Source organism: Psychrobacillus sp. NEAU-3TGS (genome assembly GCF_029955155.1).
Lineage (GTDB): Bacteria > Bacillota > Bacilli > Bacillales_A > Planococcaceae > Psychrobacillus.
Genome location: NZ_JAPNOZ010000005.1, coordinates 165,812 through 190,447, shown reverse-complemented (window position 1 = coordinate 190,447; position 24,636 = coordinate 165,812). Strand labels below are relative to the sequence as shown.

26 protein-coding genes are annotated in these 24,636 nt (G+C 36.0%); 24 read left to right on the top strand and 2 right to left on the bottom strand.

Translation table 11 applies throughout. The features are described from left to right. Positions 1 to 105: 105 nt before the first annotated feature. The 4 genes from noc to OR571_RS04670 all read left to right on the top strand — a co-directional run bounded on the left by noc (position 106) and on the right by OR571_RS04670 (position 3,474). Positions 106 to 978: a nucleoid occlusion protein gene (gene noc / locus OR571_RS04685; protein ID WP_282241684.1), complete on the top strand. Its 873-nt coding sequence runs from the start codon at positions 106 to 108 to the stop codon at positions 976 to 978. A 132-nt stretch (positions 979 to 1,110) separates the two neighbouring features. Beyond that, on the top strand, positions 1,111 to 1,872 hold the full coding sequence (locus tag OR571_RS04680) for a ParA family protein (protein ID WP_282241682.1): 762 nt from the start codon (positions 1,111 to 1,113) through the stop codon (positions 1,870 to 1,872). Continuing rightward, complete coding sequence (locus tag OR571_RS04675) at positions 1,865 to 2,701, top strand: ParB/RepB/Spo0J family partition protein (RefSeq protein WP_282241681.1); 837 nt, start codon at positions 1,865 to 1,867, stop codon at positions 2,699 to 2,701. The genes OR571_RS04680 and OR571_RS04675 overlap by 8 nt, the downstream gene beginning before the upstream one ends. A gap of 65 nt (positions 2,702 to 2,766) precedes the next feature. Then, the gene (locus OR571_RS04670; RefSeq protein ID WP_282241680.1) at positions 2,767 to 3,474 is read left to right on the top strand and encodes a DUF554 domain-containing protein; all 708 of its coding nucleotides are present in this window, start codon (positions 2,767 to 2,769) and stop codon (positions 3,472 to 3,474) included. Here the strand turns inward: OR571_RS04670 and yyaC are convergent. After that, positions 3,430 to 4,029 carry a spore protease YyaC gene (yyaC, locus tag OR571_RS04665; RefSeq protein WP_282241679.1) on the bottom strand — a complete coding sequence of 200 codons (600 nt, stop codon included), beginning with the start codon at positions 4,027 to 4,029 and terminating at the stop codon, positions 3,430 to 3,432. The genes OR571_RS04670 and yyaC overlap by 45 nt on opposite strands. A gap of 79 nt (positions 4,030 to 4,108) precedes the next feature. Here yyaC and OR571_RS04660 point away from each other — a divergent pair, with 79 nt between their 5' ends. From OR571_RS04660 to ychF, 3 genes are all read left to right on the top strand, one after another. Beyond that, on the top strand, positions 4,109 to 4,927 hold the full coding sequence (locus tag OR571_RS04660; RefSeq protein ID WP_282241678.1) for a mechanosensitive ion channel family protein: 819 nt from the start codon (positions 4,109 to 4,111) through the stop codon (positions 4,925 to 4,927). A gap of 41 nt (positions 4,928 to 4,968) precedes the next feature. Then, positions 4,969 to 5,169, top strand: coding sequence for a DUF951 domain-containing protein (locus OR571_RS04655; protein ID WP_142540811.1), 201 nt, complete (start codon positions 4,969 to 4,971; stop codon positions 5,167 to 5,169). A gap of 88 nt (positions 5,170 to 5,257) precedes the next feature. Next, on the top strand, positions 5,258 to 6,358 hold the full coding sequence (gene ychF, locus OR571_RS04650) for a redox-regulated ATPase YchF (RefSeq protein ID WP_142540810.1): 1,101 nt from the start codon (positions 5,258 to 5,260) through the stop codon (positions 6,356 to 6,358). 25 nt (positions 6,359 to 6,383) lie between these two features. Here the strand turns inward: ychF and OR571_RS04645 are convergent, their stop codons facing one another. After that, entirely contained in the window at positions 6,384 to 6,932 is a 549-nt protein-coding gene (locus OR571_RS04645; protein ID WP_282241677.1) for a DUF3267 domain-containing protein, read from the bottom strand. A gap of 166 nt (positions 6,933 to 7,098) precedes the next feature. On the opposite strand from OR571_RS04645, the gene rpsF reads away from it, so the two are divergent. From rpsF to rlmH, 17 genes are all read left to right on the top strand, one after another. Beyond that, on the top strand, positions 7,099 to 7,389 hold the full coding sequence (rpsF, locus tag OR571_RS04640) for a 30S ribosomal protein S6 (RefSeq protein WP_282241676.1): 291 nt from the start codon (positions 7,099 to 7,101) through the stop codon (positions 7,387 to 7,389). A 43-nt stretch (positions 7,390 to 7,432) separates the two neighbouring features. Next, entirely contained in the window at positions 7,433 to 7,942 is a 510-nt protein-coding gene (ssb, locus tag OR571_RS04635; RefSeq protein ID WP_282241675.1) for a single-stranded DNA-binding protein, read from the top strand. Positions 7,943 to 7,988: 46 nt separating this feature from the next. Then, complete coding sequence (gene rpsR / locus OR571_RS04630; RefSeq protein ID WP_142540806.1) at positions 7,989 to 8,225, top strand: 30S ribosomal protein S18; 237 nt, start codon at positions 7,989 to 7,991, stop codon at positions 8,223 to 8,225. Between the two features lie 140 nt (positions 8,226 to 8,365). Next, positions 8,366 to 9,307, top strand: a complete 942-nt coding sequence (locus OR571_RS04625; RefSeq protein WP_282241674.1) for a YybS family protein — start codon at positions 8,366 to 8,368, stop codon at positions 9,305 to 9,307. A gap of 12 nt (positions 9,308 to 9,319) precedes the next feature. Beyond that, entirely contained in the window at positions 9,320 to 11,296 is a 1,977-nt protein-coding gene (locus tag OR571_RS04620) for a DHH family phosphoesterase (RefSeq protein WP_282241673.1), read from the top strand. After that, positions 11,293 to 11,742, top strand: coding sequence for a 50S ribosomal protein L9 (gene rplI / locus OR571_RS04615; protein ID WP_282241672.1), 450 nt, complete (start codon positions 11,293 to 11,295; stop codon positions 11,740 to 11,742). The genes OR571_RS04620 and rplI overlap by 4 nt, the downstream gene beginning before the upstream one ends. 12 nt (positions 11,743 to 11,754) lie before the next feature. Further along, positions 11,755 to 13,110 carry a replicative DNA helicase gene (dnaB, locus tag OR571_RS04610; RefSeq protein WP_142540802.1) on the top strand — a complete coding sequence of 452 codons (1,356 nt, stop codon included), beginning with the start codon at positions 11,755 to 11,757 and terminating at the stop codon, positions 13,108 to 13,110. Between the two features lie 140 nt (positions 13,111 to 13,250). After that, positions 13,251 to 14,537 carry an adenylosuccinate synthase gene (locus OR571_RS04605; protein WP_282241671.1) on the top strand — a complete coding sequence of 429 codons (1,287 nt, stop codon included), beginning with the start codon at positions 13,251 to 13,253 and terminating at the stop codon, positions 14,535 to 14,537. A gap of 354 nt (positions 14,538 to 14,891) precedes the next feature. Beyond that, a complete protein-coding gene (locus OR571_RS04600) occupies positions 14,892 to 16,364 on the top strand; it encodes a M23 family metallopeptidase (protein WP_282241670.1) in 1,473 nt (490 codons plus the stop codon). Between the two features lie 397 nt (positions 16,365 to 16,761). Beyond that, positions 16,762 to 17,466, top strand: a complete 705-nt coding sequence (gene yycF / locus OR571_RS04595; protein WP_282241669.1) for a response regulator YycF — start codon at positions 16,762 to 16,764, stop codon at positions 17,464 to 17,466. Between the two features lie 4 nt (positions 17,467 to 17,470). Beyond that, positions 17,471 to 19,294: a cell wall metabolism sensor histidine kinase WalK gene (gene walK, locus OR571_RS04590; RefSeq protein ID WP_282241668.1), complete on the top strand. Its 1,824-nt coding sequence runs from the start codon at positions 17,471 to 17,473 to the stop codon at positions 19,292 to 19,294. After that, positions 19,285 to 20,607, top strand: coding sequence for a YycH family regulatory protein (locus OR571_RS04585; RefSeq protein ID WP_282241667.1), 1,323 nt, complete (start codon positions 19,285 to 19,287; stop codon positions 20,605 to 20,607). The genes walK and OR571_RS04585 overlap by 10 nt, the downstream gene beginning before the upstream one ends. Further along, positions 20,594 to 21,403 (top strand): two-component system regulatory protein YycI, encoded by an 810-nt coding sequence (locus tag OR571_RS04580; protein ID WP_282241666.1) that lies wholly within the window; start codon positions 20,594 to 20,596, stop codon positions 21,401 to 21,403. Before OR571_RS04585 ends, OR571_RS04580 begins: the two co-directional genes overlap by 14 nt. 12 nt (positions 21,404 to 21,415) lie before the next feature. Next, positions 21,416 to 22,204: an MBL fold metallo-hydrolase gene (locus OR571_RS04575; RefSeq protein ID WP_282241665.1), complete on the top strand. Its 789-nt coding sequence runs from the start codon at positions 21,416 to 21,418 to the stop codon at positions 22,202 to 22,204. A gap of 132 nt (positions 22,205 to 22,336) precedes the next feature. Next, positions 22,337 to 23,578 (top strand): S1C family serine protease, encoded by a 1,242-nt coding sequence (locus tag OR571_RS04570; protein WP_282241664.1) that lies wholly within the window; start codon positions 22,337 to 22,339, stop codon positions 23,576 to 23,578. Positions 23,579 to 23,745: 167 nt separating this feature from the next. Further along, positions 23,746 to 23,913 carry a CxxH/CxxC protein gene (locus tag OR571_RS04565; RefSeq protein WP_282241663.1) on the top strand — a complete coding sequence of 56 codons (168 nt, stop codon included), beginning with the start codon at positions 23,746 to 23,748 and terminating at the stop codon, positions 23,911 to 23,913. 87 nt (positions 23,914 to 24,000) lie between these two features. Then, a complete protein-coding gene (gene rlmH, locus OR571_RS04560) occupies positions 24,001 to 24,480 on the top strand; it encodes a 23S rRNA (pseudouridine(1915)-N(3))-methyltransferase RlmH (RefSeq protein WP_282241662.1) in 480 nt (159 codons plus the stop codon). The last annotated feature ends 156 nt before the right edge of the window (positions 24,481 to 24,636 follow it).

Genomic DNA, 24,636 nt, shown 5'->3' with positions numbered 1-24,636 from the left:
TAAGGTGCATTAAATTGAGGAACGTTCCACGTGAAACATTTATAGTAGTGTAATTTTTTCGTGAATATTAAGTGTATAGAGTTTCTAAAAGGTGGTGCTTGTTAGATGAAAAGTCCTTTTTCTCGTTTTTTCGGAAGCTCTGAAAAACAAGGACAAGATGTAGTTGTGGAACCCACAAAACATCATTTAGAAGAAGTAGTGAATATAGCAATTGAAAAAATCATACCCAATAGATATCAACCGAGAACTGTTTTTGATGAAGCAAAAATAGAGGAACTTGCTCGAACTATTCATACGCATGGTGTAATTCAACCAATAGTCATCCGCAAAATGGATGATGAAAAGTATGAAATTATTGCTGGGGAGCGACGTTTTCGAGCAATGTCGAAATTGCAGTGGGCAGAAGTACCAGCAATTATTCGTAATTTAAGCGACAAAGAAACTGCTTCTATTGCTTTAATAGAAAACTTACAACGGGAAGAATTAACTGCAATCGAAGAAGCAGTCGCTTATCAAAAGTTGCTAAAACTGCATGAGCTTACCCAAGAAGCATTAGCACAACGTCTTGGAAAAGGGCAATCTACTGTGGCTAACAAACTAAGACTGCTAAAACTCCCGGAAGAAGTGCAAGAAGCAATTCTGAAAAAAGAGTTATCAGAAAGACATGCAAGAGCATTAATGCAAATTAAAGACAAAGAAATCCAAATACAATTGATGAACATGACAATAGAACATCATTGGAATGTAAAACAATTGGAACAAAAAGTAGAAGAAATTATAAATCCTCCGGTGAAAGAGGATAAAAAAGCAACAAAATCAAAAAGAAAAGCTGTCAGCAAAGACGTACGAATTGCTTTAAATACGATAAAACAGTCCTTATCTATGGTTACCAAGAGTGGTATTAATATTAAAACAGAAGAAGAAGATATGGAAGAATTTTATCAAATTACTGTGAGAATACCTAAAAAGAAATCATAATATATTATCAAATTCAAACTCTGGCATTTTTGCAAGAGTTTTTCTTTTGTTACAAGAATAATATCCAATTTTCTTGAGAAATTTGATAGAATGGAATAGAGTCAAAAAATTACGACGAAAGTAGGTGCAAGAGTGGGAAGAATTATTGCAATAGCCAATCAAAAAGGTGGTGTGGGAAAGACTACTACATCTGTTAACTTAAGTGCCTGCCTTGCCTACTTAGGAAAGAAAGTTCTACTTGTAGATATTGATCCACAAGGAAACGCTTCTAGTGGCGTAGGTGTAAATAAAGGTGATATAAGTCAATGTATTTACGATGTTTTAATAGATGATGTAAGTGTTTTAGAAACAATTCAAGAAACAAAAGTGGAGAATCTGTATATTGTTCCCGCTACTATTTCTTTAGCAGGAGCAGAAATAGAATTAGTTTCAACAATTTCTCGAGAGGTTCGATTAAAAAAAGCATTACAAGAAGTAGAAAGTCAATATGATTACATTGTTATTGATTGTCCACCGTCTCTTGGATTATTGACTATAAATTCGTTGACTGCTTCAGATGCTATTATTATACCGGTTCAATGTGAGTTTTATGCCTTGGAAGGTTTAAGTCAATTGTTAAGTACTATACGACTTGTACAAAAGCATTTAAACAAAAATCTAGAGATTGACGGTGTTTTATTAACTATGTTTGATGCCAGAACTAATCTAGGTATCCAAGTCATTGAAGAAGTAAAAAAATACTTTCAAGAGAAAGTATATAAAACGATAATTCCTAGAAACGTACGCTTGAGTGAAGCACCCAGTCATGGAGAACCAATTATTATTTACGATCCGAAGTCTAGAGGAGCAGAAGTATACTTAGAACTAGCGAAGGAAGTGATTCGTAATGGCTAAAGCTTTAGGAAAAGGTATTAACGCACTCTTTCCGGGGGAAGATCAATTAAAAACAGAGAGAGTTGAGCAAATTAGTTTAACAGATATTAAGCCTAATCCTTATCAACCTCGAAAAGTATTTGATCAAGAAGCGATGAAAGAGCTTACTGAGTCTATTAAAGAACATGGTGTATTACAACCAATTATTCTTCGTAAAAAAGGTTCAAAATATGAAATAGTTGTTGGAGAGCGAAGGTTCAGAGCTTCTCAGCTTGCTAGTTTAGATATAATACCTGCTGTAATTCGAGAGCTGACGGATCAACAGATGATGGAGCTCGCTATACTAGAAAATTTACAGCGTGAGGATTTAACACCAATAGAAGAAGCAGAAGCTTATCAAAATTTAATGGAACATTTAAAGTTAACGCAAGAACAACTTGCATTTAGATTAGGAAAAAGTAGACCACATATTGCTAACCATGTACGATTACTAACATTACCTGAAGTCGTAAGAAATGCTATTTCTGATGGTATTCTAACAATGGGACATGGGAAGGCTTTACTAGGTTTAAAAAAGAAAAAAAACATTCCAATAATCATGCAAAAAACGGTTAAAGAAAACTTAAATGTACGTCAATTAGAAGCATTAGTACAAAGGTTAAATGAAAATGTTCCACGTGAAACAAAAAAAGAAGAAAAAGATATTTTTACGAAAGAAAAAGAATCCGAATTAAGAGATCTATTTGGTACATCTGTTTCGATAACAAAAGGTAAAGAAAAAGGAAAAATTGAAATTGAATTTTATTCAGAAGATGATTTAGAAAGAATATTAGAACTATTAGAGAATTGATTCAGCCTATTTCTAGGGCAACCTAGGAATAGGTTGTATTTTTAGAGACGAGATGAGGATTACGGATGGTATTGTTGGGGACTTTAGTAAATGCTCTATTAATAATTATAGGGGCTATTGCTGGACGGTTGTTAAAAGGAATTCCTGAGAATATGAAGCAAACAGTTATAGGTGCAATTGGAATAGTGGTGACTGTTTTAGGTATTCAAATGGGCTTAGAAAGTAGTAATTTTGTATTAATCATTATTTGTATAGTGTTTGGAGCAGTTATAGGTGAATGGATTGATATAGATAAATGGTTAAATAAACTAGGTCAACTTTTAGAGAAAAAGTTTGGTTCAAAAGCTTCTCAAGGAGGAAGTATCGCACAAGGCTTTGTTACGAGTACTCTTATATTCGTTATTGGCGCTATGGGTGTATTAGGAGCATTAAATAGTGGACTTCAAAATGATCATGAATTACTCATAAGTAAAGGAATTATAGATGGCTTCACTTCTATTATCTTATCAGCAACTCTAGGTATAGGAGTATTGTTATCAGCAATTCCAGTAGCAATTTACCAGGGAGTAATTGCTTTATTTGCAACACAAATTACAAAAATTATACCAGAAGCTGCGCTCGAGTTATTTCTCCAAGAAATGACAGCTACTGGCGGCATAATGATTATAGCAATTGGTTTAAATTTACTTGGCTTAACCAATATTAGGGTGGCGAATCTCTTACCAAGTTTAGTGGTTGTTGGCATTGCGGTTGCTATTATTTATATCTTTTAGATTATAACGATGCCACGCTAAAAGAAGAGAGCGTGAAATCACTCTTCCCATTTCAAAGGTGAGATTGAGTCGGGTACTTTGCAAAACATTATATTCCATAAAACCTCCAATATTAACAACAGCTTTAATGGAGACTTCTCCGATTGGGGGTAATTCTTTTTTTACTGCCTTTCCAGGGAATAACGGACCACGATGTACAATAATCTGTCCAATATTGTTTGCATTCCCTAAACAAGCATCAATAGCAATAATATAAGGCGAATCAGGTGCCCTTTTTAATTCCTCTGTTATTTCTTCTAGATTCAAAGCGTGTAAAGGATTATCTAAGGTTCCGACAACTTGAAATGGAAAAGAAACGAGTTGCGTTAAAAAGGAGCCAGTCATTGGTCCAAGCGCATCGCCTGTAGAGCGATCCGTTCCTATACAGCAAAAAACTAGGTTTTGGTGATCAAAAGGAATATGTTCTAAAAAGTAGTTGCTTAATCGCCAAACTACTCCTGTTTCTTTATAATAGATAGTAGAGGGATGTTGAGTAACTGTCGCTTCAGAATTCATGAGTTTTACTCGCTTTCTTTTTAGCATAGTATATGCATCTAGAAGATTATTTATTCAAGTAGAGGTGATAAACGACTTTATGGAAAGAACTATTCAGAAAATACGGGATTATTTATTTACAGAGGACACATGGATACAGCTTGGAATAATAAGTATAAAAATAATTGTTATTTTATTGCTAACAACTGTTGTAGTGAGAGTCGGTAAACGTATTATCAAAAAATTATTTTTTGTGAGACAAAAAAGTCCTTTAGGATATTCAGAACGCAGACAAAACACTTTGGAAAAGTTATTACAAAATATTTTAGCTAATGTAGTGTATTTTACTGCGATCATAGCAATTTTAAGCACTTTTGGTATAAAAGTGGTAGGACTACTTGCCGGAGCCGGAATTGTGGGACTTGCAGTTGGTTTTGGTGCGCAAAGCTTAGTAAAAGATATAATTACAGGATTTTTTATAATATTTGAAGACCAGTTTGCTGTGGGTGATCAAGTACAAATTGGTACAGCTAATGGAATTGTGCAGGAAATTGGTTTACGTACAACGAAGATGAAAAGTTATACAGGGGAACTTCATATTATTCCAAATGGAAGTATTACGAATGTGGTTAATTATTCTATATTTAATTCATTAGCTTTGATAGATTTTAGTGTGGCTTCTGAAACAGATCTTTTAACATTAGAGAAGAATATACAAGAATTTCTGAAAGGTTTACCGAGCAAATACGAGGATCTTGTTAAACCACCAAGTTTTTTAGGAGTACAAAGCTTTAGTGCAACGGAGATAGTTGTCCGTATTACCGCTGAAACAATACCGACAAAACAAGCGGGGGTTGCTAGAAAGGTACGTAGAGATTTGAGAGAGTTCCTGGAGCATAAAGGTATTCAAATTTCATAATTAAATAGCGATATTAATCCTAGTAAAAGAAGGTGATTGAAATGGAAAGTAAGCAATTTCAATTAAATGATATTGTAGAGATGAAAAAGCAACATCCTTGTGGGACAAACGCATGGAAAATTATCCGAATGGGAGCAGATATTCGGATCAAATGTGAAGGTTGCCAGCATAGTGTGCTCATTCCGAGAAAAGAATTTGAAAAAAAAATGAAGCGACTATTAAAACAAGCAGATACTGAGTAAAGATAGACTTTTAGCATTAAAATCAATATAATGAACAGGTTATAATTAAAAAAAGTGTAAGTTAATATAGAGAAGGGTTGTGACATATATGGCACTGACGGCAGGAATCGTAGGATTACCAAACGTAGGAAAATCCACATTGTTTAATGCAATAACAAAAGCGGGGGCACTTGCAGCTAACTATCCATTCGCTACGATCGATCCGAACGTAGGTATTGTAGAAGTTCCAGATGCACGTTTAGATAAATTAACAGAGTTAGTAACACCTAAGAAAACAGTTCCAACGGCATTTGAGTTTACAGACATTGCAGGAATTGTAGAAGGCGCTAGTAAAGGTGAAGGTCTTGGAAACAAGTTCCTAGCTCATATTCGCGAAGTAGATGCAATTTGCCAAGTAGTACGTTGCTTTAATGATGAAAATATTACACATGTTTCCGGTAAAGTAGATCCAATCTCCGACATAGAAGTAATTAATCTGGAGTTAATATTAGCGGATTTAGAAAGTGTAGATAAACGTTTGGCACGTGTTGCGAAAATGGCGAAACAAAAAGATAAAGATGCAATGATAGAAGAACCGATTCTTTCACGCTTAAAAGAAGCTTTTGAAGCCGGCAAGTCTGGTCGTTCGGTTGACTTTACGGAAGAGGAACTTCGAGTAGTAAAAGGTCTGCACTTATTAACTATTAAACCGATGTTGTACGTTGCAAATGTATCAGAAGACGATATTATGGCAGACGAAGAAAACGAATATGTACAAAGAGTACGCGCATTTGCAGCTGAAGAAGGAGCACAAGTAATTGTAGTTTGTGCAAAAATCGAAGAGGAAATGGCAGCTCTAGAAGACGATGAAAAGCAAATGTTCCTAGAAGAACTAGGAATTGAAGAATCAGGATTAGACCAATTAATTAAAGCGTCTTATTCATTACTTGGACTTGCAACCTACTTTACTGCAGGTGTACAAGAAGTACGTGCATGGACATTCCGCAAAGGGATGAAAGCTCCACAATGTGCAGGAGTCATTCACTCTGACTTTGAAAAAGGATTTATCCGCGCAGAAACAGTTGCTTACGATGATTTAGTTGGCACTGGATCAATGGCAGCTGCAAAAGAGGCAGGAAAAGTTCGTCTTGAAGGAAAAGAATACGTTGTACAAGATGGCGACGTAATGCTGTTCCGTTTTAACGTTTAATAAAAAAGATTAGCGAAATCTCTCGCTAATCTTTTTTTAATATATATAGTTTTGGTTTTATAGGATCATCTTTTATTAGAACAGCTTTTGGATATCTTCTTAACTCTTTATACATTGCAAAGTCTCCAGCTGCACCTGCTATTAGCCATGCTCCCAACAGAACAAGTACTGGCATTTCTATTATATATCCGACGAGCATTGGAAGAACGCCGGTCATCCAAAATGGCAGCAACAGTGCTTTTTTCATTGCGTGATTAGGTAAAGGAACGGTAGTTGTTGCGTAAGCAATCCCCATTTTCAAGTTAACACCGTAATCCATGCTACTCCATGGAACTTTCCCGAAAAGATAAAAACCGATCAAATGAAAAAATTCATGTAAAACAATAAGAAGTATATACCCAATACAAAATAAGAAAAAGCCCAAAAATGTTAAAGTTAGTTGTATGTCGCCATGTAAAAAGGTATAGACAATCAGTCCAACAATGGAAATAATAACGGTCATAAATAAACTAGACCAGGCTACCTTTTTCAAATCAATTTCAATTATGGATAAATAATGCTCTCTATTTTCCATGAACGATCCCTCCAATTAATAAATATACATGAATTGAAAAAGTAATGACAATCATTCTTGAAATAATTAACTCCTTATGGTACAATTCATTGATGTGAGTAATAGAATTACTTGCTCCTTGTCGATTGGTAACAATCGGCCAAAGACCATAGGGAGGTGTAAATAGATGAGAAAGTACGAATTAATGTACATTATTCAACCAGCAATCGAAGAGGATGCTAAAAAAGCTTTAGTTGAGCGTTTTAACGAAATCCTAACTTCAAACGGTGCTGAAATCATCGAAGCAAAAGACTGGGGTAAACGCCGCTTAGCTTACGAAATCAATGACTTACGTGAAGGTTTCTACCAAATCGTTAAAGCAAACGCTGATTCTCAAGCAATCGATGAATACATTCGTCTAGCAAACATCAATGAGGACATTATCCGTCACATTGCTGTTCGTATCGACGATAAATAATAAAATCGACTAACAAAAGCTGAATGAGGGAGGTTGTACACTGATGATTAACCGTGTCGTTTTAGTTGGAAGACTAACAAAAGATCCGGAACTTCGCTATACACCAAGTGGTGTGGCAATGGCAAGATTTACACTAGCTGTCAATCGAACATTTTCCAACCAACAAGGTGAAAGAGAAGCTGATTTTATCAACTGTGTCGTTTGGAGAAAACAAGCGGAAAACACAGCTAACTTTTTGAAAAAAGGAAGTTTAGCTGGTGTCGAAGGGCGTATTCAAACAGGCAGTTATGAAGGACAAGATGGAAAACGTGTTTATACGACGGATGTTGTCGCAGACAGTGTTCAGTTTTTAGAACCACGTAGTAGTTCTGGAGACCGTGGCCAATCGGGACAACCATTTGGTGGCGGACAACAGCAACAACAGCAAAATCCATATCCAACATATCAGCAAAACCAACCAATGAATCAGCAAAATTATACACGTGTAGATGATGATCCTTTTGCAAATAGTAGTGGACCAATCGAAGTTTCGGATGACGATCTACCATTTTAATAGGACAACACACATGTTACTTTAACCGAAAAGGAGGCAATCTATTATGGCACCACGTCGCGGAGGCAAAAGACGCCGTAAAGTTTGTTACTTCACAGCTAACAACATCACTCACATCGATTACAAAGATGTAGATTTGTTGAAAAAATTCGTGTCAGAACGTGGAAAAATTCTTCCACGTCGTGTGACAGGAACTAGCGCGAAGTACCAACGTAAGTTAACACGAGCTATTAAAGTATCTCGTATCATGGCTTTACTTCCATTCTCTTCTGAAGAGAGATAAGTTTATAATTCAAAAGACCGGGAAACCGGTCTTTTTTTTATTCCCAAATTTGAAAAAGGTGCGCCTGCAGTGTATGGGGTTTTAGTTGTCGTAGTAAATCTGTTACAATAAATAGATGATTAAAAAAAGGAAGGTACTTCATGCAAAAAAATGAGACAAACTATTTAACGTATGGATCTATGATGATTGCCCTATTTGCTATCCTCTTGGCAATGTCTGTATATGTGCCATTTGTAGGTTTTTTCACGTCGTTTATTGTTCCATTACCTATTGCTTGGTATAGTGCAAAGTTCGTAAGGAAGCAAGCGGTTTTTGTGATGTTTATTGCTATTATCATATCTTTTATAATCGGTGGATTTTTTGGCTTTGTATTTGGATTATTAGTCAGCCCATTAGGATTTATAATAGGTGACTCTATTCGAAATAAAAGATCTAAGTTGTATATGCTGATGGCATCAGGGATTTTTCTATTATTCATGGCAGCAGTACAATACATAATTTCTATTTTAGTATTAAATATAAATATTTTAGAACAACTATTAGAAGGTATTGAAATATACTATGAACAAATAGGGAATATTATGGCCTCTGTTGGACAATTACCAAAAGACTATGATGAAATGGTGAAACAAAGCATACTGCTTATTCAAGCAATTATGCCTTCCTACTTTATTGGAGGCATTTTCATAACTGCTTTTCTTTACCTAGTGATTAATCTATCGCTACTGAAAAAGTTAAAGCTAGATGTTCCAAAGTTTTCAAAGTTCATGGATTTTAGACTACCTAGAGTGGTGTTGTGGTATTATTTAATCGTATCCATTTTCTCTTTATTTATGGAATTTGAAATGGGCACTTTTGGGTATTTACTATTTGTGAATGCGGCACTCATTTTAAGAGTACTTTTGTTTTTACAAGGTGTTTCGCTCATTCACTACTATTTTTATGTGCAAGGGTGGCCGAAATGGTCGATGGTTTTAGCAAGCATTCTTGCCGTACCACTTTTTACGTTCACAATTATATTAGGGGTTTTAGATTTAGGATTTAATTTGCGAGCGTATTTAAAAGACAGGTACAAAAAATAAGGAGCTGATCAAGTGGCATCTTTTTTTAGGAAACGGCCAATTCGATATCCACTCGTTTTGTTCATGTTACTCGGTGGAGTGGCAGCTTATATACTGTTATCTAACAATTTATTAGTCGGATTGTTATTTACTTTATTAGTAATAGGGGTATCTATTTACGCATGGATTTTAGAACAGCGTGTATATGAAGAGACAGAAAAACATATAGAAACACTCTCTTATCGTATGAAAAAGGTAGGAGAAGAAGCACTATTAGAGATGCCTATTGGTATTTTATTGATAAATGATCAATATGTCATTGAATGGGCAAATCCATATATGATGCAAAAGTTACCGTTCGATACAATTATAGGTGAAGAGTTATTTTCTATATCCAAAGATTTTAAACAGCTTTTGAAGCAAGAAGATTTAAAAGAAATGGTTATATCATTGGATGACAATGACTATAAGGTGTTGTATAAAGCAGAAGAAAAGTTATTATACTTCTTCGATATTACGGAACAAGTAGAAATGGAATCCTTATATTATGGAGATCGAACAGTTATTGGTGTTCTGTATATCGATAACTATGATGAAATTGCCCAAGGGATGGATGATCAAACCCGAGGACAATTAAATAGTATTGTTACCTCCTGTGTCAATGACTGGGGTGCCAAGTATGGAATTTACGTGAAAAGAATTTCATCAGATCGTTTTTTAGCGGTCTTTAATGAATCCATCTTAGTAGAACTTGAGAAAAATAAATTCTCGATTTTAGACGATATTAGAGAGACTACAGCTAAGTTTGGATTTTCTTTAACGTTAAGTGTTGGTGTTGGTGCAGGATCTATTTCGCTTGTAGAACTTGGGGAATTAGCACAATCGAGCTTGGACTTAGTATTAGGTCGTGGTGGTGATCAGGTAGCCATCAAACATCCAAGTGGAAAAGTGAAATTTTACGGTGGTAAAACAAATCCAGTAGAGAAGAGAACGCGTGTTAGGGCAAGGGTTATCTCGCATGCGCTTCGTGACTTAATCCAAGACAGTGATCAAGTGTTTGTGATGGGACATCGTATGCCCGATATGGATGCGATTGGATCTGCTGTTGGAGTTAGAAAAATGGCCGAAATGAACAAAGTAGAGGGCTTTGTCGTGATCGACTTTAATGAACTAGATAACAGTGTGACCCGATTAATGGATGAAATAAAAGAAAAGCCTGAGCTTTATGATCGTTTTATCAGCCCGGATGAAGCAATGAGTAAAATGACAGATAAAACGCTTCTAGTTGTAGTAGATACACATAAACCAAGCTTGGTTATTGATGAGAAATTGCTTCAAAGAGCAGAAAAAATAGTCGTCATTGACCATCACCGACGAGGAGAAGAATTTATATCTAATACGATGCTCGTTTATATGGAGCCATACGCATCTTCTACTTCTGAACTTGTTACAGAATTAATCGAATATCAGCCTAAACACCAAAAGGTAACAAGCTTAGAAGCCACGTCGATGCTTGCAGGAATAATAGTTGACACGAAAAGCTTTACCCTTCGTACGGGAGCTAGAACGTTTGAAGCAGCGTCCTATTTACGTACGAATGGAGCAGATACGGTACTTGTACAACGTTTACTGAAAGAAGATATTGATACGTATATTGAGCGTTCTAAAATCGTGCAAACGGTTGAATTTTTCGGTGAAGGCATTGCCGTTGCACATGGTGAAGATAATATTACTTATAGTCAGGTATTGCTAGCGCAAACAGCCGATATTTTATTGACGATGAATAATATTACTGCTTCGTTTGTTGTTGGGCGTAAAAGTGATTCTAAAATAGGTATAAGTGCAAGATCCCTCGGAGATGTAAATGTACAGTTAATAATGGAAAGCCTGAATGGCGGAGGCCATTTAACGAATGCAGCATGCCAATTAGAAAATATAACAATAGATGAGGCCATAGCATTATTAAAAGATGCTATTACGGAAACTACTAAAGGAGGAATTACAGAATGAAAGTCGTATTCTTAAAAGACGTAAAAGGAAAAGGGAAAAAAGGGGAAATCAAAAACGTAGCAGACGGCTATGCACATAACTTTTTATTGAAAAACAAACTTGCAGTTGAAGCAAATACAGCTGCAATCAGTGCATTAGAAGGTCAAAAGAAAAAGTCTGAAAAAGAAGCTGCCGAAGAGTTAGCAGAAGCAAAAAAATTAAAAGAAGTATTAGAGCAACTTACAGTTGAACTGAAAGCAAAATCAGGTAGCGATGGTCGTTTATTTGGTTCAGTAACAACTAAACAAATTGCAGCACAATTAGAGAAATCTCACGGTATCAAATTAGATAAGCGCAAAATGGAATTAGACGATGCTATTCGTGCATTAGGATATACAAATGTTCCAGTTAAACTACACCACGAGGTAGTAGCAACATTAAAAGTCCATGTTACAGAAGAAGCGTAAGGAGAGAGAAGAATGAGCGATCCATTGTTGGACCGTGTACCGCCGCATAACCAAGAAGCTGAACAGTCTGTCATTGGAGCAATATTTTTAGAACCACAAGCATTAATAACTGCAGCAGAAATTGTAATGCCAGAGGACTTTTACCGGGTCGCACATCAAAAGATATTTCAAACGATGCTACGGTTAAGTGATCAAGGAAAAGCAATAGACGTCATTACTGTAACTGAAGAACTTTCAGCTAAAAAAGAATTGGAAGATGTCGGAGGTATTTCATACATTAGTGAGATTGCAAATAGTGTTCCTACTGCTGCTAATATTGGCCACTATGCAAAGATAGTAGAAGAAAAGTCTATTTTACGTAGACTTATTCGTGTGGCTACTACAATCGTAGAGGACGGATTTACTAGAGAAGACGAAGTAGAAGCCTTGCTATCAGAAGCAGAAAGAAAAATGATGGAAGTTGCCAACCGAAAAAACGCTGGTGACTTTAAGCATATAAAAGATGTATTAGTAGAAACGTATGATAACATTGAAAAGCTTCATTCACAAAAAGGGGAAGTTACGGGTATACCTACAGGATTTCGTGATTTAGATCGTATTACCGCAGGTTTCCAACGAAACGACTTAATCATCGTAGCTGCACGTCCTTCTGTTGGGAAAACGGCATTTGCGCTTAATGTAGCCCAAAATGTAGCAACAAAGACCGATGAAAACGTAGCCATCTTTAGCTTGGAGATGGGGGCAGAACAGTTAGTAATGCGTATTCTTTGTGCAGAGGGAAATATAGATGCTCAAGTGCTTCGTACTGGTACACTTACAACGGAAGACTGGCGTAAGCTTACGATGGCGATGGGAAGCTTATCAAATGCTGGTATTTATATCGACGATACGCCTGGTATTCGTGTAAATGAAATACGTGCTAAATGTCGACGTTTAAAACAGGAATCTGGTCTTGGAATGATCTTAATTGATTACTTACAACTTATTCAAGGAAGCGGTGGGAGTCAAGCAAATCGTCAACAAGAGGTTTCTGAAATTTCTCGTTCTCTGAAAGGGTTAGCTCGTGAATTAAAAGTTCCAGTCATCGCACTTTCACAGCTATCTCGAGGGGTAGAACAACGACAAGATAAACGACCGATGATGTCCGATTTACGAGAATCTGGATCAATTGAGCAGGATGCGGATATTGTATCTTTCTTATATCGTGAGGACTACTACGATAAAGAAACCGAAAACCAAAATATGATTGAAATTATTATTGCAAAACAGCGTAATGGCCCTACTGGCACGGTAACGCTTGCTTTTGTGAAAGAATTTAACAAATTCGTTAATATTGATTGGAGTCAGCATCAAGCTCCACCAGCCTAATTAACAACACGAACGTATTAATGTTTCACTCATTAATCGTTCGTGTTTTTTAATGAAATTAGTTGACGGAGATTTAGATGATTGGTACAATAACACTGATTTTATTTAGGACATATGAATGTCCGACGGAGGTGTCGGCAATGCCATCAGTAGTAGTTGTTGGAACACAATGGGGAGACGAAGGAAAAGGAAAAATTACAGACTTTCTTTCGGAAAATGCAGAAGTAATCGCACGATATCAAGGTGGAAATAATGCAGGACATACAATCATTTTCGGAGGCGAAACGTATAAGCTTCATCTCATTCCTTCCGGTATTTTTTACAAAGATAAAATCTCTGTCATTGGAAACGGTATGGTCGTAGATCCAAGGGCACTAGTAAAAGAAATAAAAGGACTACATGATCGAGACGTAAAAACGGATAACTTACGTATTTCTAACCGGGCACACGTCATCCTTCCGTACCATATTAAACAAGATGAAGTAGAAGAAGCGCGTAGAGGCGCAAATAAAATTGGTACTACAGGCAAAGGGATTGGACCAGCTTACATGGATAAAGCAGCACGAGTTGGTATACGTATTGCAGATCTTCTCGATTATGAGGTATTTAAGGAAAAGTTAGAACATAATTTAGCTGAAAAAAATAGAATGTTTGAGAAGTTTTATGAAACAGAAGGTTTTACAGTAGAGGAAATTTTAGAAGAGTTTTATGGTTATGGAAAAGAAATTGAGAAGTATGTCACAGATACTTCAAAAGTATTAAACGATGCATTAGACGAAGGTCGTCGAGTACTTTTTGAAGGAGCGCAAGGTGTCATGTTGGATATTGACCAAGGAACGTATCCATTTGTAACTTCCTCCAATCCAGTAGCTGGAGGGGTAACGATTGGTGCAGGTGTTGGACCAACAAAAATTTCTCATGTTGTAGGTGTTTGTAAAGCCTATACTTCTCGTGTAGGTGATGGACCATTTCCGACAGAGTTATTTGATGATGTAGGAAGTCAAATTCGAGAAGTTGGAAAAGAGTATGGGACAACTACTGGTAGACCACGCCGAATTGGTTGGTTTGACACCGTTGTGATTAGACACGCAGTACGTGTAAGTGGTTTAACGGATCTAACAGTTAACTCCATTGATGTGTTAACTGGTTTAGATACGGTAAAAATTTGTACTGCTTATAAATACAAAGATGAATTAATCACGGAATATCCAGCGAATCTTCGTATGCTTGCGGAATGTGAACCTGTATATGAAGAGTTACCAGGTTGGAACGAAGATATTACGAAATGTAAAACGCTTGATGAGTTACCGGCAAATGCACGTCATTATCTAGAGCGTATCGCACAACTTACCGGTGTACAAATATCCATCTTTTCAGTGGGGCCAGATCGTACACAAACTAATATTATTTCGAGCGTTTGGAGATAGGAAAAAAGTAAAAGCTGTCGAGAAGTGTAGACTTCTTGACAGCTTTTTGTCGTTTCGTTCAAAAGTTACAGGAAAATTAGCATTTTAAAACTTCTAATATGACAAATATAACAAAGAAGAGAGTAAATTCTTGTATAATAGACTATTATTTAGCAATCAGGCATATAAAAGAATAAAAAAATAGAAAATAGATTAGTAATTCACCTTTTTTGGAATCTAATAGAATATATTGGAACCAATACTACAGTTTCTTTACAACTGGCGTAATTTGTTCACTTCCTCATTTCAAATATGTTAAATTAAAGTAGTGTGAAAAGTAGAGTAGATTGTAAATAGTTTGGAAGGGGCTTTACCATGTTTTTGAAAAGAAAGAAGAAGGAACAGGAATTTCAAGAAACTGTTCTGGCAAACAGAAAGTCAAGTATATTGAAAAAAGCAACCGTATCAATTTTGCTCATTTCTAGTCTATCCTTTAATATCGCTTTTGCTAATGAAGATGACAGTCATCTGTTGAAAGAAATTTACCATATATATTCTAATGGACAATACATAGGAGCTATATCTGATCAATCAGAGATGAAAGCAATGATGGAACAAAAAGTTCAAGATTTGCATTCTGAGTACAAGGATTTTTCTTTAAAAGCTGGCTCTAACTTATCCATTGTACCAGAACAAGTTTTTACAGCTTCTACAAATGACGAAGCAACACTTCAAAAACTAGATGATTTAATAGAAGTAGAGGCAAAGGCTTTTGCATTATCCGTTAATGACGAGATGGCGGTCTACGTCAAAGACTTAGATGCTTACCAAGAAGCCGTACATAAATTAAAATTACATTTTGTTTCGGAAGAAGAGCTACAAACAATTGAAGCACAAAAAGATTCTAATGAAACTTTACCCCAATTAAAAGAAAATGAAACACGTATAATGGATTTAATCATAAAAGAAAAAGTATCAGGTGTTACTGTAAATATTAATCCAGAAAAAGTTGTTTCGCCAGATGAAGCAGTTAAACTTCTTTTAGAAGGAACTTTAGAAAAAGAAACGTATAAAGTAGCTACAGGTGACGTATTAGGTACTATAGCTAACAAGCATAATTTAACTTCCGCTGAGCTTATTGCATTAAATTCGGGGATTACAGAATCTACCTTATTGCAAATAGGGCAAGAGTTAAATGTAACTGTCTTAAAACCGCTTATTAATGTAGAAGTTTTATATGAAAAAAAAGCTGAGGAAGTCATCAAACATACGAAAAAAGTAATAGAGTCAGATGAAATGTATAAAGGTGATACTAAAGTAAAACAAGAAGGTTCTGATGGAAAGAAAATAGCTACTTATGTAGTACGTAAAGAAAATGGTATTGAAGTAGGCCAATCAGTCATGGAAGAGACAATCCTTGAAGAACCTAAGGAGCATATCGTCCTAAAAGGGACTAAAGTGATACCTTCTCGTGGTTCTGGTCAATTTGCTTGGCCAGCTGAAGGTGGATATATATCCAGCAAAATGGGTTATCGCTGGGGCCGCCAGCATGAGGGAATAGACATTGCACGTCCTAATGGTTTCACCATAAAAGCTTCGGACAATGGTGTCGTGGAAGCAGCAGGATGGGATGGAACATATGGTAACCGAATAATTGTCAATCACCAAAACGGTTATAAAACGACCTATGCTCATCTTTCTTCTATAAGCGTTAGTGTAGGGGATGTTGTGCCTCAAGGTTCCAAGTTAGGTATAATGGGAAGTACTGGTCGTTCAACAGGTACGCACTTACATTTCGAAGTGAAGAAAAATGGTGTAACGATTGATCCATTATCTGTGTTAAACTAAAAAAGGTAGAGACGGTCACTAGTTTGGCTGTCTCTTTTTTAATTTTTCCTTTATTCGACAAGAGTTTGTAGATCCCGCTGAACACTCGAGGAACTTTTGCTAAAAACGTTGCGTCAAAAGGAAAGCTTTCTAAACACACAAGTAAGCCATTGCTACAAGGATGCAATCTTTATTAGGATAATCTTTTTACTTTATCATGGCGAATTACTTTTTGTTAGATGTCGAATTTGATAATTTCCTGGGAAATAATTCGACAAACATTGACTTTTCTTATCTTGTTACCAACTACTTCCTTTAAGGATGCGAAGAGTCTAAAAGCATGATAGAGTAAATATATGAAGAGAAAAATAATTCATTTCTATAAAATACAGAGAAAAGAACGAAAGGGGTTCTATAAATGAGTAAAAAAATATTAGTAGTAGATGACGAGAAACCGATTGCAGATATATTGCAATTTAATCTAAAAAAAGAGGGTTACCAAGTATTTTGTGCCTACGATGGCGATGATGCGATGAAAAAGGTAGAGGAGCTACAACCGGATTTAATGTTATTAGATATCATGCTTCCAAATAGGGATGGTATGGAGGTTTGTCGGGAAGTAAGGAAAAAATATGATTTCCCTATCATTATGCTAACTGCAAAGGATTCAGAGATCGATAAAGTGCTTGGTCTAGAGTTAGGTGCGGATGACTATGTGACAAAACCATTTAGCACAAGAGAGTTAATAGCAAGGGTGAAAGCTAATATGCGTAGACATCAAACAATAACTGGCGATGCTGAAACTACAACGAATGATATTGTAATTGGACCACTTACGATACAGCCAGATGCATATTTAGCATTAAAAAGAGATATAACAATCGAACTGACCCATCGTGAATTTGAGCTATTGCACTATTTAGCAAAGCATGTTGGACAAGTGATGACTCGTGAGCATTTATTACAAACGGTATGGGGATATGATTATTTTGGAGATGTTCGAACAGTAGACGTAACTATTCGTCGTCTGCGTGAGAAGATTGAGGATAACCCTAGTCATCCTACTTGGATTGTAACTAGAAGAGGCGTCGGTTACTACTTACGAAATCCTGAACAGGAGTAAACATATGCAAAAGGTTGGTTATTTTAAATCAATTCATATGAAGATTGTTTTCATCTATATATTACTAATAATTATTGCGATGCAAATTATTGGTTTATATTTTGTTCGAGAGTTAGAGCAAACGTTAAAAGGGAATTTTCAAACCTCTATATTAGATCGTGTCGGTTTACTGGAGTATAGTGCTAGAGAAGAAATGATAAAAATAAGAAATGAAGAAGATTCAACAGTACAACAAAGTCTGCGTTCGATTTTATCTGGTATAGATTCAGATGATATTAAAGAAGTGCGTGTCATTGATGCAAACTATCAAATTCTTGCAACTTCGGACGTAAACAATCAATCCATCGTTGGACAAAGATCCATGGATGAATTAGTGAAGCTATCTATAACGGCAGCAACTCCAGAGGATAATATATTCGTCGATCGGGACACTCGTGATCGAATTTGGGTTTTTGCAACGCCAATCATCTATCAGGGAGAAGTAAAGGGTTCTTTATATATCGAATCAAATATTGAAAATGTTTTCGGACAGATGAATGAGATCAATCAAATTCTTGCTGGAGGTACAGCCTTTGCACTTGGAATTACTATAATTCTTGGTATATTAATCGCACAAACGATAACTAGACCAATATCCGATATGAGAAAGCAAGCGCAAGCTATGGCAAAAGGGAATTTCTCTCGTAAAGTACGTGTATACGGGAATGATGAAATCGGCCAATTAGCAATTGCTTTTAACCATATGACAAATCGTTTACAAGAAGCGCAATCCACAACAGAGGCAGAGCGTAGAAAACTTGCATCGGTACTGGCTAATATGACGGACGGAGTTATTGCAACGGATCGTAAAGGAAGAGTTATCCTTATTAATGACCCGGCCATTAGATTATTGCGTATCCCAAGAGAAATGGTTTTAAATCGTCCGATTATATCGGTTCTTGGAATTGATTCTTCCTATTCATTTGAAGACTTAATTCATTTAAAAGAATCGATGAATTTAGATTTAAGTACACAGGAACGTCCATTTATATTACGTACGAACTTTTCCGTTATTCAAAAAGAAACAGGTTTTGTTAATGGATTGATTGCGGTGCTACACGATAACACGGAACAAGAAAAAATAGATATGGAAAGAAGAGAATTTGTTGCAAATGTTTCTCATGAATTGCGAACTCCATTAACAACAATGAGCAGTTATTTAGAAGCACTTGCAGATGGTGCATGGAAAGATGATGAAATTGCACCTGCTTTTTTACAAGTAACACAAACCGAAACACAGCGGATGATTCGTCTTGTGAATGATTTGCTGCAACTATCTAAAATGGATAGTAGGGATTATGATTTGAACAGTGAGATTGTGAATTTCAACCAATTTTTCAATCGAATTATAGACCGATTTGAACTTTCTAAATCTCAGCATGTTACTTTTCATCGGATGCTGTCCGATAAGGCATATTATGTGGATATTGATACAGATAAATTGACACAAGTATTGGATAATATCATTTCAAATGCTATGAAATACTCACCAGACGGAGGAAATATCCGATTTGGAGTTGCTGAGCAAGACCATGTATTAACGGTAATGATCTCTGATGAAGGTATGGGTATACCTTCTGAAAATGTTAATCGAATTTTTGATCGTTTTTATCGAGTGGATCGTGCAAGAGCAAGGTCGATGGGTGGAACCGGTCTTGGACTTGCTATTGCCCGGGAAATGATAGAAGCGCATGGTGGCAGGATTTGGGCAGAAAGTGAAGAAGGGTATGGTACGACTGTATTCTTTACTCTAAAAGTTGAAATGGATGAGGAAGGTGAGTGGGATTGAAGTACATTGAACAGGTGAAATCATTTATTTTACTCTTACTCATCCTTCTTAGCTTAACACTTACTTTTTCGATATGGACGTATTCACCTTCCTATGATCTCAGTGGCACACCAGTAGTAGATATTGCAATTGCCGAGAAAAAGAAACTGGAAGATGTGGTGAAACCTTATCGCTTATTGCTCAGTCAGGAAGCATCATTAAAAGGTTCCGATAGTACGCAAATAATCGAAGATGTATTAGATTCGATGACCAAATGGGAAATACAAACGGTAAAGCTTTTAAATAATCAAGCAAGTGATCAGCAAATTAATGACTACATTAAAACGCCGAATGCTCTTACCTTCTTTTTTCCAGCGGAAGTTCCGTTTAATATATATAACAATATCTTAACCTTTAGTGATTATAATCTACCAAATGCTTCTTTCGATCGGTTAATCGTTGAATGGAGTAAAGATACTAGAGGTCAATTGAATTTATATTTCATTAGTACAATCACTAAAAAAGTATATATGGCTAATGTCGGACAGGCTAATCAGGAAGATTTTATTAGCCACTTAAAAAATGAAACGATGGATTTACCCGTGTATAATGAGATAGTAAGAGAAAAGCGACTTTCGCTATATGTTTCTGCTAGTCCCAAAACTATTTCTAGCTATACGTATATTGAAGAAGAAATTGCACCGGAGAAGTTTAAAAATGCCTTATTCACGAATCCAAGTCTCGTTCGTAGTAATCCATTAGGTACAACTGGACGGGAGTATTCTGATGATAGTGCACTTATGAATGTCGACTATTTACTTAAAAGATTAAGTTATGTGCATCCGGCTTCTGAAAGTGACAAAGTTGGTAAACCAGATGAGCTTATTCAGCAAAGCTTGCACTTCATTAATGAGCATAGTGGATGGACAGATGACTATCGATATAGTAAGATAAATAGTTCTACAAAACAAGTAAGTTACCAGCTCCATTTTCATGGAATGCCAGTTTTCAGCAAAGATCCAGAAACCGAGATTAACGTACATTGGGGGACCAATCGTGTTTATCGTTATAATAGACCGTATGTTTCGATAGCTGATACTCGTAGACAAAGAGATATTCAGTTGCGGTCTGGACAAGATATATACGACTTGATCCATGCCCTTCATGAGAATAAAGTGCTTTCCATAGATGACATTGCAATAGGATATAACTTGTCACGAAACGGTCAGCAGCGAATAGTGGACCTAGAACCTTCATGGTATTATTTGTCGAATGGTTCTTGGACTAGAATCACTCCCGAACTTTTAGGAGGCGGCAAATTTGGATTGGAATAAAACGAAAACGATATTTATCATTGTATTTTCTATTTTAAATGTATTTTTATTTTGGCTTTATTCCAATAGATACAATGAGGCATTGAATGTAAAGGAGCGCATCGATACTCCTATTGAGGAACGACTATTGCTGGACAATATTAAAGTACCGAAAACAGAATCATTAATCCAAGAGGCATCGTATATTTCGGGGAACGCACATCAATTTAGTGAAGAAGAGCTCAATCAATTAAAAAACCAGAACTTAGAAGTTGAAGACGGTTATGCATTAATTGGTACATTCAAAGAGCCACTGCCAATCACAACAGAAAATTCTTTAGAAAAGCTAGTAAAAGAAAATATTATCCGTGGTAACTCATACGGATTATGGAAAATAGATGAAGAGAAAAAATCTGCAACGTTTTTTCAAAAAGTAAATGATCGGCTAGTTTACCACAATCAAAATGCACAACTAATCGTATATTGGAACGATGAGAAAGAGCTTATTCGGTACGAACAAACCGTATTGGATAATCTAGAAGAGTATGATGAATCGAAAAAATTAGTGTCGCCTATGTTTGTATTTCGAGCTTTGTACTCTAGCTCATTATTAAAAGCGGATTCGACTGTAAAAGATCTTAAACTTGGATATTCCACGTTAGCTACACTAACGGAAACCCAGGTATTTGTATTTGCACCAACTTGGTATGTACCAGTTGAACTTTCAGATGGAAAGATGGAAGAGTATTTTGTCAATGCTGTAGAGGGAACAATTAGTGAAATTCCTAAAAAGACCGAACAACCAGAAGTAAAGTAAGGAGTTTTAACAATGAAGTTTAGTGTTTTAGCAAGTGGGAGTAGTGGGAATGCTATTTATGTGGAAAATGAGGAGCATTCTTTTTTAGTAGACGTAGGCTTAAGTGGTAAGAAGATGGAGCAGCTTTTTAGCGAGATAGATCGCGATATAAAAAAATTGTCGGGTATTTTTATTACTCATGAGCATAGTGATCATATTAAAGGACTAGGTGTCGTTGCAAGAAAACATGGGATTCCTATTTATGCAAATGAAAAAACATGGCTAGCAATGGATTCTCTTATTGGGAATGTGCCGGTTGAACAACGATTCCAATTTGATATGGAAGCTGTGAAAACATTTGGTAGTATTGATATTCAGTCATTTGCAGTATCACATGATGCGGCAGACCCAATGTTTTATATCTTTCATGAAAATGGTCGTAAACTTGTCTTAATTACGGATACTGGGTATGTTAGCGACAGAATGAAAGGGCATATAAAAGGAGCGGATTCATTTGTTTTTGAAAGCAACCACGATGTGAGTATGCTTCAAATGGGACGCTATCCATGGTCTATTAAAAGAAGGATATTAAGTGACGTAGGACATGTATCCAACGAAGATGCTGCAGTTGCAATGAGTGAAGTGGTGGATATTAAAAACACGCATATTTATTTATCGCATTTAAGTAAAGATAATAATATGAAAGATCTTGCACGAATGAGCGTTGCACAAACGTTAGAATCTTGTGGAGTTATTGCAGGAGAATATGTACATCTTCACGATACAGATGCGAATGTTCCAACCGAATTAGTTTCCGTTTAAATAGTAAAAGTTCCAAAGTTCAGGCTTTGGAACTTTTTTATTTATCTTTCAACCAATTTTCATCTTATTTTAATGTGAGTTGGGTAAAGTAACTGTACAAACAGTTACATAAAAAAGAGAGGAAGATAAAACATGGAACCAAATAATCCATACGGACCACAAGAAGAATCGAAAATAGAAGAACCTGTAGTAAAAAAACGAGAAGTAAAGAGGGAAAAAAAACGAGGTGTAGCTGGTTATTTTTTTAGTGGATTAGCGGGTGTATTAGTTGGAGCTTTACTTGTATGGTTTTTAGTACCTTCTGTCGTGACAAATTTACCCGCCGACAATGCTACTAAAACAACTAATACTAATGCAAAAACAGAACAGCTCTCCGTGGATATAACTACAGACGTGACAAGCGCCGTAGAAAAAGCGTCGGGAGCTGTTGTTGGAGTTTCAAATATCCAATCAGTAACGAATTTTTGGAGTCAATCCCAATCAGAACAGGAAGCTGGAACAGGTTCCGGAGTAATTTATAAAAAAGAAAATGGTAAAGCATATGTCATTACGAATCATCACGTAATCGAAGGTGCAAAGGCGGTAGAAGTAACTTTAGCAGATGGTGCAAAAGTGGAAGCTAAATTAGTTGGTAGTGATGTATGGACAGACTTAGCAGTTTTAGAAATTGACGATAAGGGCGTGGATACAGTCATAGAGTTTGGAGATTCAGATGCATTAAAGCAAGGAGAATCTGTCATTGCGATTGGAAACCCACTAGGACTTGATTTCTACGGTTCTGTCACAACTGGTGTTGTATCTGGTAAAGATCGTGCTATACCTACAGATATAAACGGAGATGGTGTAGAAGATTGGCAAGCGGAGGTTTTACAAACAGACGCAGCGATTAACCCAGGGAATAGCGGTGGAGCATTGATCAATTTAGCAGGACAATTAATAGGAATAAATTCGATGAAAATTTCAGAGTCTACCGTAGAAGGTATGGGACTTGCAATACCAGTTAATTCCGCTATTCCAATTATAGAAGACCTAGAGGCTAACGGAAAAGTAAATCGTCCATCTATGGGAATTACGTTGGTCGATGTAACAAATGTACCTGCGATTCATCAACGTGATACGTTAAAATTACCAGTTGAAGTGACAACAGGAGTTGTAGTAGATCAAGTAATAGAAAATACTCCAGCAGCTTTAGCAGGGATGAAACCTTATGATGTTATTGTAGAAATGGATGGTCAAAAAATAGAAAACACGATTGAGCTAAGAAAGCATTTATACAATGAAAAAGAAATTGGTGATGAGCTGAAAGTAAAAGTATATCGCCAAGGAAAATTAGTGGAACTAACGATTGTATTAAAAGAAACAGATACATTATAAACATGTGGATAACTATGAATTGTAAATAAAAGATTTACACAACGAGTAGGAAAAGAAATGCTGTTCTTTCCTACTCGTTTTTCATTTGATAAAATAGATTGTGGATAAGCACGAATGTTTTGTGCATAACTTATTAAATTATTCGGAAAACGAAAGGAAGTATAAAATTGAGAATATTCAGTTGTGAAACTCATATAAATCAAGCTTTGGACATGTTCGTTGCAGAACAAAAAACCTTCCCAATGCTTGAAAAAATAAATGAGAACGAAAAGTTATCCACAAAATGCGCATACTGTAATGTCGCTGCAATATATATTGTAGAAAATGAAAAATAAAACACAATATGTAGATAAGCATTGTGGATATGTGTATAAGTTATGTGTATAACTTGTTTGTAAACAGAATGTAAAGGTGGATAACTTGTGAATATACAAATTGTTTCGGTAGGGAAGTTAAAAGAAAAATACTTAAAATTGGGGATAGAGGAATACTCGAAGCGATTAAGTAGCTATGCGAAAATTGATTTGGTGGAAGTACCGGACGAAAAAGCATCGGAAAATTTAAGTGAAGCCGATATGGAAATCGTGAAGAAAAAAGAAGGTGAACGCATTCTCTCCAAAATTGGAGCTGACACTTATGTAATTGCGCTTGCAATTGATGGAAAGATGAAGTCATCTGAGCAGCTTGCCAGTGATTTAGAGTCGTTAATGACATATGGACGAAGCAAAATCGCTTTTGTTATTGGCGGATCTCTTGGTTTGCATGAGGATGTGATGAAGCGTTCGGATGAAAAGTTATCTTTTAGTAAAATGACTTTGCCTCATCAGTTAATGAAGTTGGTGTTGGTGGAGCAGATCTATCGTGCTTTTCGGATTATAAAAAATGAACCTTATCATAAATGATTGCCAAACAGATTACTGATGGGCAGCTAATTTCTATAATAAATTTTAGTATTTACTCGGGGTATTTGAATGGAAGACCGTTTGAGATACAATTGGCTGGTAAATGATAAAATGTTCAACCGTTGTAAGTAATTATCAAAAATTGAAGGAGATTAA

What these genes read in the sequence shown, in the direction of transcription:
- rpsR (WP_142540806.1), top strand. Translation starts at nt 7,989, where the DNA reads ATGGCACCACGTCGCGGAGGCAAAAGACGCCGTAAAGTTTGTTACTTC.
- OR571_RS04660 (WP_282241678.1), top strand. Translation starts at nt 4,109, where the DNA reads ATGGAAAGAACTATTCAGAAAATACGGGATTATTTATTTACAGAGGAC.
- noc (WP_282241684.1), top strand. Translation starts at nt 106, where the DNA reads ATGAAAAGTCCTTTTTCTCGTTTTTTCGGAAGCTCTGAAAAACAAGGA.
- ssb (WP_282241675.1), top strand. Translation starts at nt 7,433, where the DNA reads ATGATTAACCGTGTCGTTTTAGTTGGAAGACTAACAAAAGATCCGGAA.
- OR571_RS04600 (WP_282241670.1), top strand. Translation starts at nt 14,892, where the DNA reads ATGTTTTTGAAAAGAAAGAAGAAGGAACAGGAATTTCAAGAAACTGTT.
- OR571_RS04570 (WP_282241664.1), top strand. Translation starts at nt 22,337, where the DNA reads ATGGAACCAAATAATCCATACGGACCACAAGAAGAATCGAAAATAGAA.
- rplI (WP_282241672.1), top strand. Translation starts at nt 11,293, where the DNA reads ATGAAAGTCGTATTCTTAAAAGACGTAAAAGGAAAAGGGAAAAAAGGG.
- OR571_RS04575 (WP_282241665.1), top strand. Translation starts at nt 21,416, where the DNA reads ATGAAGTTTAGTGTTTTAGCAAGTGGGAGTAGTGGGAATGCTATTTAT.
- OR571_RS04605 (WP_282241671.1), top strand. Translation starts at nt 13,251, where the DNA reads ATGCCATCAGTAGTAGTTGTTGGAACACAATGGGGAGACGAAGGAAAA.
- OR571_RS04625 (WP_282241674.1), top strand. Translation starts at nt 8,366, where the DNA reads ATGCAAAAAAATGAGACAAACTATTTAACGTATGGATCTATGATGATT.
- rpsF (WP_282241676.1), top strand. Translation starts at nt 7,099, where the DNA reads ATGAGAAAGTACGAATTAATGTACATTATTCAACCAGCAATCGAAGAG.
- yycF (WP_282241669.1), top strand. Translation starts at nt 16,762, where the DNA reads ATGAGTAAAAAAATATTAGTAGTAGATGACGAGAAACCGATTGCAGAT.
- OR571_RS04655 (WP_142540811.1), top strand. Translation starts at nt 4,969, where the DNA reads ATGGAAAGTAAGCAATTTCAATTAAATGATATTGTAGAGATGAAAAAG.
- OR571_RS04670 (WP_282241680.1), top strand. Translation starts at nt 2,767, where the DNA reads ATGGTATTGTTGGGGACTTTAGTAAATGCTCTATTAATAATTATAGGG.
- ychF (WP_142540810.1), top strand. Translation starts at nt 5,258, where the DNA reads ATGGCACTGACGGCAGGAATCGTAGGATTACCAAACGTAGGAAAATCC.
- dnaB (WP_142540802.1), top strand. Translation starts at nt 11,755, where the DNA reads ATGAGCGATCCATTGTTGGACCGTGTACCGCCGCATAACCAAGAAGCT.
- OR571_RS04675 (WP_282241681.1), top strand. Translation starts at nt 1,865, where the DNA reads ATGGCTAAAGCTTTAGGAAAAGGTATTAACGCACTCTTTCCGGGGGAA.
- yyaC (WP_282241679.1), bottom strand. Translation starts at nt 4,029, where the DNA reads ATGAATTCTGAAGCGACAGTTACTCAACATCCCTCTACTATCTATTAT.
- OR571_RS04645 (WP_282241677.1), bottom strand. Translation starts at nt 6,932, where the DNA reads ATGGAAAATAGAGAGCATTATTTATCCATAATTGAAATTGATTTGAAA.
- walK (WP_282241668.1), top strand. Translation starts at nt 17,471, where the DNA reads ATGCAAAAGGTTGGTTATTTTAAATCAATTCATATGAAGATTGTTTTC.